12 protein-coding genes and 1 pseudogene are annotated in these 13621 nt (G+C 73.3%); 7 read left to right on the top strand and 6 right to left on the bottom strand.

Annotated elements, in window-relative coordinates:
- A complete protein-coding gene (cydD, locus tag AB0946_RS08725) occupies positions 1-3648 on the top strand; it encodes a thiol reductant ABC exporter subunit CydD (protein WP_366759864.1) in 3648 nt (1215 codons plus the stop codon).
- Positions 3649-3828: 180 nt separating this feature from the next.
- On the opposite strand, the gene AB0946_RS08720 is transcribed toward cydD, so the two are convergent.
- The 5 genes and pseudogenes from AB0946_RS08720 to AB0946_RS08700 all read right to left on the bottom strand — a co-directional run.
- Positions 3829-4701 carry a Cof-type HAD-IIB family hydrolase gene (locus AB0946_RS08720; protein ID WP_366759863.1) on the bottom strand — a complete coding sequence of 291 codons (873 nt, stop codon included), beginning with the start codon at positions 4699-4701 and terminating at the stop codon, positions 3829-3831.
- Between the two features lie 101 nt (positions 4702-4802).
- Entirely contained in the window at positions 4803-5705 is a 903-nt protein-coding gene (locus AB0946_RS08715; protein WP_366759862.1) for an LLM class flavin-dependent oxidoreductase, read from the bottom strand.
- A gap of 102 nt (positions 5706-5807) precedes the next feature.
- Complete coding sequence (locus AB0946_RS08710; RefSeq protein ID WP_366759860.1) at positions 5808-6356, bottom strand: RNA 2'-phosphotransferase; 549 nt, start codon at positions 6354-6356, stop codon at positions 5808-5810.
- Between the two features lie 136 nt (positions 6357-6492).
- Positions 6493-8247 (bottom strand): SDR family oxidoreductase, encoded by a 1755-nt coding sequence (locus tag AB0946_RS08705; protein WP_366759859.1) that lies wholly within the window; start codon positions 8245-8247, stop codon positions 6493-6495.
- Positions 8244-8512: pseudogene (locus AB0946_RS08700) on the bottom strand (Xaa-Pro aminopeptidase); the annotation flags it as partial. The pseudogene AB0946_RS08700 and the gene AB0946_RS08705, both read right to left, overlap by 4 nt.
- A gap of 230 nt (positions 8513-8742) precedes the next feature.
- On the opposite strand from AB0946_RS08700, the gene AB0946_RS08695 reads away from it, so the two are divergent.
- From AB0946_RS08695 to AB0946_RS08675, 5 genes are all read left to right on the top strand, one after another.
- Positions 8743-9747 (top strand): ABC transporter ATP-binding protein, encoded by a 1005-nt coding sequence (locus AB0946_RS08695; protein WP_366760275.1) that lies wholly within the window; start codon positions 8743-8745, stop codon positions 9745-9747.
- On the top strand, positions 9737-10654 hold the full coding sequence (locus AB0946_RS08690; protein ID WP_366759858.1) for an ABC transporter permease: 918 nt from the start codon (positions 9737-9739) through the stop codon (positions 10652-10654). The genes AB0946_RS08695 and AB0946_RS08690 overlap by 11 nt, the downstream gene beginning before the upstream one ends.
- Before the next feature lie 52 nt (positions 10655-10706).
- The gene (locus AB0946_RS08685) at positions 10707-11618 is read left to right on the top strand and encodes an ABC transporter ATP-binding protein (protein ID WP_366759857.1); all 912 of its coding nucleotides are present in this window, start codon (positions 10707-10709) and stop codon (positions 11616-11618) included.
- 10 nt (positions 11619-11628) lie between these two features.
- Complete coding sequence (locus AB0946_RS08680; protein WP_366759856.1) at positions 11629-12348, top strand: ABC transporter permease; 720 nt, start codon at positions 11629-11631, stop codon at positions 12346-12348.
- 78 nt (positions 12349-12426) lie between these two features.
- Positions 12427-12669: a hypothetical protein gene (locus AB0946_RS08675; protein WP_366759855.1), complete on the top strand. Its 243-nt coding sequence runs from the start codon at positions 12427-12429 to the stop codon at positions 12667-12669.
- A gap of 220 nt (positions 12670-12889) precedes the next feature.
- On the opposite strand, the gene AB0946_RS08670 is transcribed toward AB0946_RS08675, so the two are convergent.
- Positions 12890-13291, bottom strand: a complete 402-nt coding sequence (locus AB0946_RS08670; RefSeq protein WP_366759854.1) for a hypothetical protein — start codon at positions 13289-13291, stop codon at positions 12890-12892.
- Positions 13292-13353: 62 nt separating this feature from the next.
- On the opposite strand from AB0946_RS08670, the gene AB0946_RS08665 reads away from it, so the two are divergent.
- The gene (locus AB0946_RS08665) at positions 13354-13545 is read left to right on the top strand and encodes a hypothetical protein (protein ID WP_366759853.1); all 192 of its coding nucleotides are present in this window, start codon (positions 13354-13356) and stop codon (positions 13543-13545) included.
- Positions 13546-13621: the final 76 nt, after the last annotated feature.

The following is a 13621-nucleotide window of genomic DNA, read 5'->3' as shown; positions in this document are numbered from 1 at the left end:
ATGTTTCACGTGAAACCAATCGATCCCCGCCTTCTGCGGTACGCCCGCGCCACCCGTCTCTTCCTCGTCGCGGTCGTCGGTCTGGGGGCCGTCGGTGCCGGACTGGTCATCGCTCAGGCCATGCTCGTCGCCGAGATCGTGGTCGGGGCGTTCCAGCACGGGCAGTCGGTCGCCGAGCTGCGTACTCCCCTGCTGCTGTTGGCCGGCGTGGCCGTCGGGCGATCGTTGGTCGCGTGGCTGGCCGAACTCGCGGCGCATCGTGCGAGCGCGGCCGTGAAGTCGGAACTGCGCGGGCGGCTGCTCGATCGGGCGGCGGCGCTCGGTCCGGGCTGGCTGAGCGGTCAGCGGACCGGCTCACTGGTCACCCTGGCGACGCGCGGTGTCGACGCCCTGGACGACTACTTCTCGCGCTACCTGCCGCAGTTGGGGCTCGCCGTGGTGGTGCCCGTGGCGGTGCTGGCCCGGATCGTCACCGAGGACTGGGTGTCGGCGGCGATCATCGTCTGCACCCTGCCGTTGATCCCGGTCTTCATGATGCTGATCGGCTGGGCGACCCAGTCCCGGATGGAGCGGCAGTGGCGGTTGCTGTCGCGGCTGTCCGGCCACTTCCTGGACGTGGTCGCGGGACTGCCCACGCTGAAGGTGTTCGGCCGGGCCAAGGCGCAGGCGCAGTCCATCCGGCGGATCACCGGCGAGTACCGGCAGGCCACCCTGCGGACGCTGCGGATCGCCTTCCTGTCCTCGTTCGCGCTGGAGTTGCTGGCCACGTTGTCGGTCGCGCTGGTCGCCGTGACGATCGGGATGCGGCTCGTCCACGGAGACATGGATCTGTACACCGGGCTGGTCATCCTTGTGCTGGCACCCGAGGCGTATCTGCCGCTGCGGCAGGTGGGCGCGCAGTACCACGCGGCGGCGGAGGGGCTTGCCGCGGCGGAGGAGATCTTCACCGTGCTGGAGACGGCGGTGCCGGAGTCGGGTACCGGTGCGGTGCCGGCGGGTGGGGTGGCGTTCGAGGGGGTCACCGTGCGGTATCCGGGGCGTTCCTCGGATGCGGTGACCGGGGTGTCGTTCGCCGTCGGGCCCGGCGAGACCGTCGCGCTGGTCGGGCCGAGCGGGGCGGGCAAGTCGACGCTGCTGAGCGTGGTGCTGGGGTTCGTGCGGCCTACCGCGGGGCGGGTGCGGATCGGGGGCGCGGATCTCGCCGGGCTGGACCTGGAGGAGTGGCGGTCGCGGGTCGCCTGGGTGCCGCAGCGGCCGCATCTGTACGCCGGGACGATCGCGGAGAACGTGCGGCTGGCCCGGTCCGACGCCGACGACGATGCCGTGCGGAGGGCGTTGCGGGACGCGGGGGCGTGGGATTTCGTGGCGGCGCTGCCGGAGGGGGTCGACACCGTGCTCGGGGAGGACGGGGCGGGGTTGTCGGCGGGGCAGCGGCAGCGGCTGGCGCTGGCCCGGGCGTTTCTCGCCGATCGGCCTGTGCTGTTGCTGGACGAGCCGACGGCTGCGTTGGACGGGGGGACCGAGGGGGAGGTGGTGGCCGCGGTGCGGAGGCTTGCCGCCGGGCGGACCGTGCTGCTTGTCGTGCATCGGCCTGCGTTGTTGGGGGTGGCTGACCGGGTGGTACGGCTCGGAGGTGCCGCTGCGGTTCCCTCCCCGGTGCGCGGTGGGCCCATCAGGCGGCCCCTGGACCCCTGCCCTCGTCCACCTGCCACCCGCCTCGGCCGGCTGGAAGGTGAGCCCACGGAGTCCCGGCTCGGCGGGCTGGACGGTGGGCCGGTGGGGCCTGGGTCCGGTCGGCTGGATGGTGGACCGGTGGAGGGCCGGACCGGGGAACTGGACCGTGGGCCGGTGGGGGCCGGGCTTGGTCAGCTGGACCGTGGGGTGGAGCAGCGGGCCGGGAACGGCGTGTTGCGGCGGGTCCGGGGGACCGGCGGGCGGTGGCGGGGTCGGTTGGCCGGGGCCCTGGGGCTCGGGAGTCTCGCGCTGGGGAGTGCCGTGGGGCTCATGGCCACCTCCGGCTGGCTCATCTCGCGTGCCTCTCAGCAGCCGCCGGTGCTGTACCTGATGGTGGCCGTGACCGCGACCCGGGCGTTCGGCATCGGACGGGCCGTCTTCCGGTACGCCGAGCGGCTGGTGTCGCACGACGCCGTCCTGCGGATGCTGGCCGACACCCGGGTCGCGGTGTACCGGAGGCTGGAGCGTCTGGCCCCCGCGGGGCTGCGCGGCGCCCGGCGCGGTGATCTGCTCACCCGGCTGGTGGCGGACGTGGACGCGTTCCAGGACTACTGGCTGCGCTGGCTGCTGCCCGCCGGAGTGGCCCTCACCGTGTCCGCCGCCTCCGTCGGCTTCACGGCCTGGCTGCTGCCCGAGGCCGGTGCCGTCCTCGCCGCGGGCCTGCTGGCCGCCGGTGCCGGTGTCCCGCTGCTGACCGCGACCGCGGCCCGGCGGACCGAGCGGCGGCTGGCGCCCGCCCGGGGAGTCCTCGCCACCCGGGTGACCGACCTGCTCACCGGCACGGCCGAGCTGACCGTCGCCGGTGCGCTGCCGGCCCGTGAGGACGCGACCCGGCGGGCCGACGGCACCCTCACCCGGATCGCCGCGCGCGCCGCCGCCGTCACCGGGCTCGGCGACGGGCTCACCGCGCTCGTCTCCGGGCTGACCGTCACGGCCACCGCGGCGTGCGGTGCCCAGGCGGTGGCGGACGGCCGGCTGAGCGACGTGGCGATGGCCGTGGTCGTCCTGACCCCCCTGGCCGCCTTCGAGGCCGTACTGGGGCTGCCGCTCGCCGCGCGGTACCGGCAGCGGGTGCGGCGCAGCGCGGAGCGGGTGTACGAGGTCCTGGACGCCCCCGAGCCCGTGCGTGAGCCCGTCCCGCCGCGGCAGGCGCCCGCCTCGCCGTTCCCGGTGGTCGTCAAGGGCGTGGTCGCGCGGTACGCGGGGCAGCGGCGGGAGGCGCTCGCAGGGGTGGACCTGACGCTTCAGGAGGGGCGCCGGGTGGCGGTGGTGGGGGCCTCCGGCTCCGGCAAGACGACCCTCGCCCAGGTGCTGCTGCGGTTCCTCGACCCCGAGGCGGGCTCGTACACGCTCGCCGGGGTGGACGCGTGCGCGCTGGACGGCGACGACGTACGGCGGTTCGTCGGGCTGTGCGCGCAGGACGCGCATCTCTTCGACAGCTCGGTGCGGGAGAACCTGCTCCTCGCCAGGAAGGACGCCACCGAGGCCGACCTGCGCGGAGCACTGGCCCGGGCCCGGCTGCTGGACTGGGTGGACACGCTGCCGGACGGCCTGGACACGCTCGTCGGCGAGCACGGGGCGCGGCTGTCCGGCGGGCAGCGGCAACGGCTGGCGCTGGCCCGCGCGCTGCTGGCCGGTTTCCCCGTGCTGGTCCTGGACGAGCCCGCCGAGCACCTGGACCTGCCGACGGCGGACGCCCTGACCGCCGATCTGCTGGCCGCCACGGAGGGTCGTACGACGCTGCTGATCACCCACCGGCTGGCGGGACTCGACGCGGTGGACGAGGTGATCGTGCTCGAGGTGGGCCGGGTGGTGCAGCGAGGCCCGTACGAGCGGCTGATCACCGAGGACGGACCGCTGCGGGAGATGGCACGCCGGGAGGCCGAGGCGGAGGCACTGGTGGGGGTGGGCTGAGGGCTCGCCCCGCGCACCCCGCGGCTCTGGGCGGGGCCGCTTCGAGGGCCATCGGCCTCCAGGAGCCTGATGGCCCGCCACACCGGTGGCTCCGCCCGCACCGACGGGCCCGGCCGGGCCGCTGAGCGCCGACTTGACGGGCCCCGGTTGTCCCGGCGTCGTCGGCAGCCACGCGGAGCGCTACCGCAGCCGGTCGGCGAGCAGGTGCTCGATCACCACCGCCACGCCGTCGTCGTTGTTGGCGACCGTGCGGCCCGACGCGGCGGCGACGACGTCGGGGTGGGCGTTGCCCATCGCGTAGGACTGGCCGGCCCACGTCAGCATCTCGACGTCGTTGGGCATGTCCCCGAACGCCACGACCTCCTCGTGCGAGATGCCGCGCTCGGCGCAGCACAGCGCGAGGGTGCTGGCCTTGGAGACGCCGGGGCCGCTGAGCTCCAGCAGGGCGCTGGGGCTGGACCGGGTGACGTTGGCGTGCTCGCCCACGGCCAGCCGGGCAAGGGTGAGGAACGCGTCGGGGTCCAGGGACGGGTGGTAGGCGAGGATCTTGAGCACGGGCTGGTCGGCGCCGGGACCGTCGGGCGCGAGCAGCTTCTCGGCGGGCAGGAGATGGTCGGGTGTCTCCATGTGCAGCTTGGGATAGTCCGGCTCCTGGTGGAAGCCGTACGTCTGCTCGACCGCGAACACCGTGCCGGGCGCCGCCTGGCGCAGCAGCCGTACCGCGTGCAGGGCGTTGTCCCGGGCCAGCTCGCGGACCTTCACGAACCGGTGGGCGCCGGGGCCGCCGTGCAGGTCGACCACGGCGGCGCCGTTGCCGCAGATCGCCAGGCCGTGGCCGTGGACGTGGTCGCTGACCACGTCCATCCAGCGGGCCGGCCGGCCGGTGACGAAGAAGACCTCGATCCCGGCCTCCTCGGCGGCGGCCAGCGCGGCGACGGTCCGTGGGGAGACCGACTTGTCGTCGCGCAGCAGAGTGCCGTCCAGGTCGGTGGCGATCAGCCGCGGTGGCAGGGCGGCGGCAGGGGTCCCGGGCTGTCTGGTCGCTGAGGTCACCCGGCCATTCTCACCCAGGCCCTCGCACGGCCGTGCGGGAGTCCGCACGGATGAGACACAGGCGACGCCCGGGCGACCGGCGCGGACGTCCGGTCCGGGGGTCAGTCCAGCTGGGCGAGCGCTTCCATGGCGATCCGCTCGAAGACCTTCTCGTCGGCGGCGAAGTCGGAGTCCGGGATGGGCCAGTGGATCACGATCTCGGTGAAGCCCAGCTCCCGGTGGCGGCCGGCGAAGTCCACGAAGGCGTCCAGGGACGCGAGCGGCCGGCGGCGGTCCGGGGTGAAGCCGGTGAGCAGCACCTTGTCCAGCTCGGCGGTGTCCCGCCCGGCGGCCTCGCAGGCCTCGGCCAGCTTGCCGATCTGGCCGCGCAGGGCCGTGACGGACTGCTCGGGCGTGCCGGTCTCGTACAGCTTCGGGTCGCCGGTGGTCACCCACGCCTGGCCGTACCGTGCGGCGAGCCGCAGGCCGCGCGGGCCGGTGGCCGCCACCGCGAACGGCAGCCGGGGCCGCTGCACGCAGCCCGGGATGTTCCGGGCCTCGTGCGCCGAGTAGAAACGGCCCTCGGACGACACCGCGTCCTCGGTGAGGAGCCGGTCGAGCAGGGGCACGAACTCGGCGAACCGGTCGGCGCGCTCGCGCGGGCTCCAGGGCTCCTGGCCGAGGGCGGTGGCGTCGAAACCGGTGCCGCCCGCGCCGATGCCGAGGGTGACCCGGCCGCCGGAGATGTCGTCCAGCGAGATGAGTTCCTTGGCGAGGGTGACCGGGTGGCGGAAGTTCGGCGAGGTGACCAGTGTGCCGAGGCGCAGCCGGTCGGTGGCCGCCGCGGCCGCCGTCAGCGTCGGGACCGCGCCGAACCAGGGGCCGTCACGGAAGCTGCGCCAGGACAGGTGGTCGTAGGTGTACGCCGTGTGGAAGCCCAGCTGCTCGGCACGCACCCAGGCCGCACGGCCACCTTCGTGCCAGCGGCGGTACGGCAGGATCACGGTGCTCAGACGCAGACTCATGCGTCCGAGCGTAAGCGGCTCGGGCGGCGGCGGACGAAACGGTCACCGTGTGCGGTCCGGCGGTCACGGCGGGCTCGGTGACGGGCGGTGGCCAGGCCGGGCTCAGTGCCGGTCGGGGAAGCGCAGGTAGCGCGCGGGTACGGTCTCGGTCAGCCAGACGCCGTTGGCGCTGACGTGGAACACGTGGCCGTCGCGGTGCATCGCGCCGGAGTCCACGGACAGCACCACGGGCCTGCCCCGGCGGGCGCCGACGCGGGTGGCGGTCTCCCGGTCGGCGGAGAGGTGCACGGCGTGCCGGTTCATCGGACGCAGGCCCTCCGCGCGGATCGCGTCCAGGTGACGGGCGACCGTGCCGTGGTACAGGTACGGCGGCGGGGTCGCCGGGGGCAGGCCGAGGTCGACCTCGATGCTGTGGCCCTGGCTGGCGCGGATCCTGCCGTCCTCGACGGCGAAACGCCGCTTGTCGTTCGCGGCGACGACGTGGTCCAGTTCCTCGCGCGTGAAGGGGAACCCGTGGACGGCGGCCGCGTCGATCAGTGTGCCGATCTCCACCCAGCCGCCCGGGTCCGGCGTGAGCCCGATCCTCTCGGGCTGGTGCCGCAGGTGTCTGGAGAGGTACTTCGACACCTTCACGGTGCGGCGTTCGTCCATGGGTCCAGCGTGTGGGAGAGACGCGGATCACGCAGCCTGTTTTCGCCCCGATGTTTGATCCACAGCCAAGTGCTGTTATCCACAGGCGGATGGGCGAAGTTGTGGACAACTGCCGTTCGTCCGGAGGCGTTTCGCGTCACAGCCTCGGTTCCACCCGCGCGATCCTCCGCAGCAGCCCCGGCGCGAAGCGGTACAGCAGACGGGCACCCCGGGCCTCCGGGGTCACCGGCGCCACCGCCCTGTTGTCGGCCACCGCGTCCAGGACCGCGCCGGCCACCTTCTCCGGCGGGTAGTTGCGCAGACCGTACAGGCGGGCCGTCTTCCGCCGGCGGCGGCGCTGTTCCTCCTCGTCGACGCCGGCGAAGCGGGCCGTGGAGGTGATGTCGGTGTTGACGAAGCCCGGGCAGACCGCCGTGACGCCGATGCCCTGGGCGGTCAGCTCGGCGCGCAGGCACTCGGAGAGCATCAGGACCGCCGCCTTGGAGGTGCTGTAGGCGGGCAGCGCGCGCGAGGGCTGGTAGGCGGCGGCCGACGCCACGTTGACGATGTGGCCGCCCTGGGCGCGCTCGGCCATCCGCGCGCCGAACAGCCGGCAGCCGTGGATCACGCCCCACAGGTTCACGTCCAGCACCTTGCGCCAGTCGTCGGTCGTCGTGGCGAAGAAGGAGCCCGACAGGCCGATGCCCGCGTTGTTGACCAGTACGTCCAGCACGCCGTACTCGTGGTGGACCTTCTCCGCGAGCTTCTCCATCGCCTGCTCGTCGGAGACGTCGGCCGGCTCCGCCCAGGCCTCGGGAGCGCCGGCCCGCCGGGACAGTTCGGCGGTGCGGGCGGCGGCCTCGGCGTCGCGGTCGACGGCGATCACGCGCGCACCGGCCTCGGCGAAGGCGCACGCCGTGGCCCGGCCGATCCCGCTGCCCGCGCCGGTGACCAGCACCAGCTGCCCGGCGAACCGGTCGGCGTGGCGCCCGGTGGCCGCCGGGGCGGGACGGCCGCCCTCGACGGAGGCCGCGAACTGCTCGATCCAGGCGGCCACCTGGTCGGGACGCGTGCGCGTGACCCAGTGCCCGGCCGGGATGGTGCGGCGGGTCAGCCGGGGCACCCACCGGTCCAGGTCGTCGTGGAGCCGCGCGGAGAGGAACGCGTCGTCCTCGGGGACGATGAGCTGCACGGGCGCGTGTGCGTACGCGTCCGGACGCGGCCTGCGCAGCCGGGCGCGGACGTTGTCCCGGTACAGCCAGACGCCGTGCGCGGCGTCGGTGGGGAGCGAGGCGGTCGGGTAGTCGCCGCCCGGGACCCGCTCGACCCGCTCCAGGATCTTCGGCCAGAGCGCGCCGAGCGGCCCGCGCCAGGCAAGCTCCGGCAGGGCCGGCGTGTGCAGCACGTACACGTACCAGGACTTGGCGCCCTGGCCGAGGAGCTGGCCCACCCGGCGGGGCGTGGGGCGCTTCACGCGCGCGTTGATCCAGTGCCCGAGGTGGTCGAGCGACGGCCCGGAGATCGAGGTGAAGGAGGCGATGCGGCCCTCCGTCCGGCTCGTGGTGACGAACTCCCAGGACTGCGTCGAGCCCCAGTCGTGCCCGACGAGGTGCACCGGCCGGTCCGGGCTGACCGCGTCCACGACGGCCAGGAAGTCGTCGGTGAGCTTGGCGAGGGTGAAGCCCCCGCGCAGCGGCCGGGGCGTGGTGGAGCGGCCGTGGCCCCGGACGTCGTAGAGGACGACGTGGAAGCGGCCGGCGAGCCGGACGGCGACCTCCGACCAGACCTCCTTGCTGTCCGGGTAGCCGTGCACCAGCACCACCGTCGGCCGGCCGGGGTCGCCCAGTTCGGCGACGCACAGCTCGACGCCGCCCGTGCGCACCCAGCGCTCGCGTGCACCCTTCACGGTCACTCCTCCTCCGCCCAGCGCCGCCTGTGCGGCAGATCGTCGTCCAGCCGGAACGCGCTCTCCCCGGGGTCCCGGACGTCGGTGACCACCAGGATCTCCTCGAACCTCGTGCCCGTCACCCGGAAGCCGGGGCGGGGTTCGACCGCCCGGAGGCCCCTCAGGGCCGGTGTGCCGGTCCCGGACGGGTGGGGGACCCGTGGTGCCGCTCCACCCGGTCCGCCTTGTGGGTGATCACCCCGAAGGGGCGCGCGAGATGCCGGTCGGCGTAGCGCCTCGCACGCGACCGGGGATTGCCACGGCTCCGCCGGGTGCTGCCTGGCCGGCCCCGTCGCCATGCACCCCGCCCCCCGCCCCCATCGCCGTACGCGCCCGTGACGTGACACCGAGAATCTCGCACTTGTTAGACCGAGCGTCAACAGGGGTGCCCGTACCTCTCAAGGAGGGGGTCCCTTACGGACCCCCTACATCTGGAGGCTGACGCCAAGACTGCTCTTCGGTCTGACGACGGACGTGGTCCGCGTCACTACCGTCGACGACGTGACTGTGATCGCGACCGAAAGCCTGAGCAAGCGGTTCCCCCGGGTGACCGCGCTCGACCGGCTGTCCGTGGACATCGGACCCGGTGTGACCGGACTCGTCGGGGCCAACGGCGCCGGCAAGTCCACCCTGATCAAGATCCTGCTGGGTCTGTCCCCCGCCACGGAGGGCCGCGCCGAGGTGCTCGGCCTCGACGTCGCCGCCAAGGGCGCCGACATCCGCGAGCGCGTCGGGTACATGCCGGAGCACGACTGCCTGCCGCCGGACGTCTCGGCCACCGAGTTCGTCGTCCACATGGCGCGCATGTCCGGCCTGCCGCCCGCCGCCGCCCGCGAGCGCACCGCCGACACCCTGCGCCACGTCGGGCTGTACGAGGAGCGGTACCGCCCCATCGGCGGCTACTCGACCGGCATGAAGCAGCGGGTGAAACTCGCCCAGGCGCTGGTGCACGACCCCCAGCTGGTCTTCCTGGACGAGCCGACCAACGGCCTCGACCCGGTCGGCCGCGACGAGATGCTCGGCCTGATCCGCCGCATCCACACCGACTTCGGCATCTCGGTCCTCGTCACCTCCCACCTGCTCGGCGAGCTGGAACGCACCTGCGACCACGTCGTCGTCATCGACGGCGGCAAGCTCCTGCGCTCCAGCTCCACCACCGACTTCACCCAGACCACGACCACCCTCGCCGTCGAGGTCACCGACACCGACGAGCACCCCGACGGCACGCGTGCGCTGCGCGAGGCGCTGCACGCGCGCGGGGTGAGCGTCGAGGCCGGCAGCGGCCTGCCGGGCGCCGGCCACATCCTGCTCCTGACGGCGCAGGGCGAGGAGACGTACGACCTGGTCCGTGACGTCGTCGCCGACCTGGGCCTCGGACTGGTGCGCATGGAGCAGCGCCGGCACCACATCTCGGAGGTCTTCACCGAGGACGAGCAGCGGAAGGAGGCGGCCGTCCATGGCAGCTGATCAGCCCCTGCCGGCATCCGCCGCGACCCCGGGTGACCAGACCCGCATCCACAACATCGGCTACCGCAACTACGACGGCCCCCGCCTCGGCCGCTCCTACGCCACCCGCTCCCTGTACTCGCAGTCGCTGCGCGGCGCCTACGGCCTCGGCCGCTCCGTGAAGTCCAAGGTGCTGCCGATGCTGCTGTTCGTGGTGATGTGCGTGCCCGCGGCCATCATGGTCGCCGTCGCGGTGGCCACCAAGGCCAGGGAACTGCCCGTCGACTACACGCGCTACGCGATCATCATGCAGGCCGTCATCAGCCTGTACGTCGCCTCGCAGGCGCCCCAGTCGGTCTCGCGGGACCTGCGTTTCAAGACCGTCCCGCTGTACTTCTCGCGGCCGATCGAGACCGCCGACTACGTCCGGGCGAAGTACGCGGCGCTGGCCTCCGCGATGTTCGTCCTCACCGCGGCACCGCTGCTCGTCCTCTACGTGGGCGCGCTGCTGGCCAAGCTGGACTTCGCCGACCAGACCAAGGGATTCGCGCAGGGACTCGTCTCCGTGGCACTGCTCTCACTGCTCTTCGCCGGCATCGGCCTGGTCATCGCCTCGGTCACCCCGCGGCGCGGCTTCGGCATCGCGGCCGTCATCGCCGTACTGACCATCTCCTACGGCGCCGTCTCCACGCTCCAGGCCATCGCCGACGCGCAGAACAGCACCGGCGCCATCCCCTGGATCGGCCTCTTCTCGCCCGTCACGCTCATCGACGGCGTCCAGTCGGCCTTCCTCGGCGCGAGCTCGGCGTTCCCCGGTGCGGCCGGCCCCGGCAGCGGCGAGGGCGCGGTGTACGTCCTGGTCGTCCTGGGCCTGATCGCCGCCAGCTACGGCCTGCTGATGCGCCGCTACCGGAAGGTGGGACTGTGACCACGCCCGCCCGTCCGGCCACCACCACCCTCCTAAGGAATGGGCCGCGCCCATGAGCACCCTCGTCATCGACCATGTCTCCCGCTGGTTCGGCAACGTGGTCGCCGTCAACGACATCACCATGACCATCGGCCCCGGCGTCACCGGCCTGCTCGGCCCCAACGGCGCCGGCAAGTCCACCCTCATCAACATGATGGGCGGCTTCCTCGCCCCCTCCACCGGCACCGTCACCCTCGACGGGCAGCAGGTCTGGCGCAACGAGGCGATCTACCGGCACATCGGCATCGTTCCCGAGCGCGAGGCCATGTACGACTTCCTCACCGGCCGTGAGTTCGTCGTGGCCAACGCCGAACTGCACGGCCTCGGGGAGAAGGCCGCCCAGCGCGCCCTGGCGACGGTGGAGATGGAGTACGCGCAGGACCGGAAGATCGCGACGTACTCCAAGGGCATGCGCCAGCGCGTGAAGATGGCGTCCGCCCTGGTCCACGACCCCTCGCTGCTCCTGCTGGACGAGCCCTTCAACGGCATGGACCCGCGCCAGCGCATGCAGCTCATGGACCTGCTGCGGCGCATGGGCGACGAGGGCCGCACCGTGCTGTTCTCGTCCCACATCCTCGAAGAGGTCGAGCAGCTCGCCTGGCACATCGAGGTCGTGGTCGCCGGACGGCACGCGGCCAGCGGTGACTTCCGCAGGATCCGCCGCCTGATGACCGACCGCCCGCACCGCTACCTGGTCCGCTCCAGCGACGACCGGGCCCTCGCGGCCGCGCTGATCGCCGACCCCTCGACGGCCGGCATCGAGGTCGACCTCGCCGAGGGCGCCCTGCGTATCCAGGCCGTCGACTTCGGCCGCTTCACCGCCCTGCTGCCGAAGGTCGCCAGGGACCACGGCATCCGGCTCCTCACGGTCTCGCCGTCCGACGAGTCCCTGGAGTCCGTCTTCTCGTACCTGGTCGCGGCGTAGGAGGCCGAAGATGTACGACCCCACCGTCGCCCGGCTCACCTACCGGGCCCTGCTCGGCCGCCGCCGGGCCCTCATCCTCGGCGCGCTTCCGCTGCTCCTGATCGTGATCTCCGTGGCCGTCCGCGCGCTGACGGGAGCCGACGACCAGACGGCCTCGGACGTCCTCGGCGGCTTCGCGCTCGCCACCATGGTGCCGATCATCGGCGTCATCGCGGGCACCGGCGCGATCGGCCCGGAGATCGACGACGGCTCCGTCGTCTACCTGCTGTCGAAGCCGCTCAAGCGCCCCACGATCATCTTCACCAAGCTGATCGTCGCCATCGCCGTGACCATGGTGTTCTCGGCGGTGCCGACCCTGGTCGCCGGTCTGATCCTGAACGGCAACGGCCAGCAGATCGCGGTCGCCTACACGGTCGCCGCGCTGGTCTCCTCCATCGCCTACTCGGCGCTCTTCCTGCTGCTCGGCACGGTCTCGCGGCACGCGGTGGTCTTCGGGCTCGTCTACGCCCTGGTCTGGGAGGCGCTGTTCGGCTCCCTGGTGCCCGGCGCGCGCACGCTGAGCGTCCAGCAGTGGTCGCTCGCCGTCGCGCACAAGCTGGCCGGCGGGGACCTGGTGACCTCCGACGTGGGCCTGCCGACGGCCACCGTGCTGCTCGTGGCGGTCACCGTGCTGGCCACCTGGTACGCCGGCCAGAAGCTGCGGTCGCTGACGCTCGCGGGCGAGGAGTGAGGGGCCCCGGCCCTGACGGGGGCTTCACGCCGGCCCGCGCACACTGGGCTCGGCGGACGTACGGGTAGGAGGCCGGAGATGGCTGAGAAGACGCCGCGGCACGAAGAGCGGGAGCGGACCGGCGAGGACGGGTGGGACGACGTCGTCCTGGACGAGACGTTCGTCCGGGCGGCCGGAGTCTCCGAGCCGTCGGCCCGGGCCCGGATGCTCGCCGCGCGCTGGCGGGCCGAGGCGCCCGAGCCCCGGCCCTGGCGCTCCGACGAGCCGCCGGCCGGCTGGTTCTTCAGCAAGGCGCGCCGCCGCAGGTGGCGCCGCCGTTAGCGGTCGTCCGCCTGTGCGTCTTATTCGGTGGCGTCCAACGCCGGCGCGGGGCACAGTGGTTGTGCCCCATCTGCCGGGATCGTCCCGGCGTCACCGACTGGGGAGCGTCTCCGTGAGGCCGCGGGGGCTGCCCGGGGCGGCCGCTTCGAGCACGCGATGTCGCTCTCGCGTGGGCCGCCCACCCAGCCGTTGCCACGGGGGGCTCGGCCGCCCCTGGTGGTCAAGCCCCCCTGGCGTCGGCGATCCTGTCCAGTTCCCGCATCGCCTCCGCGTGGGCGCTCATCGTGCGGTGGACCGTGCCTGTCGTGACGAGGATCGCGCCGGCGAGGGAGAGCGGGACGGAGAGGCCGAGGACGGCCAGGGCCTCGGGCCAGTCGCGTTCGTCGGCGCAGTAGTCGCCCCTGTGGACGCCGTCGTTGGCGGTTCCCCGGTCCGTGAAGAGGCGGGATTCGCACTGGTCGGGGTGCCGGTCACCCGGCTCACGCTCCGCCTCGTACGGCGTGAGCAGCAGGACGGCGCACCAGGTCCACAGCAGCCCCGCCAGGGCGAGCAGGCCGATGCCCCAGGCGCGTATCCGGCTCGCACGGTCGCGGAAGTCGAGGTCGTACTCGCGTGATCGCATGGCCGCCGAATGTAGCAACCGCCGCACGGGCAGGGGTCGAGGCGTACGAGCCGGACCGGAGTATGAGCGTATGTCCGGCGCAGAGTCACCCGGCCGAGGCATGGCGGGCGAAAGAGCACTCCTCCGGCGGCAGCAGCCGGTTCGCGCCGGCCCGGCTCAACGCCGACGGCTCCCTGGGCACCGGTTTCGACGGCGACGGCAGGGTGATCACCGACTTCACCCCCGGCGTGGCCGGTCACGCGCGTGATGCGTGATCCAGGCCGACGGCGGGGTCGTGGCCGCCGCAGACGCCGATGCGTGCCTTGCCCTGGCCCGCCACCTGCCCCGACG

Source organism: Streptomyces sp. NPDC046870 (assembly GCF_040704595.1).
Taxonomy (GTDB): domain Bacteria; phylum Actinomycetota; class Actinomycetes; order Streptomycetales; family Streptomycetaceae; genus Streptomyces; species Streptomyces argyrophylli.
Note: the sequence above shows the minus strand (reverse complement) of the source record. Positions and strands in the feature narration are given on the sequence as shown.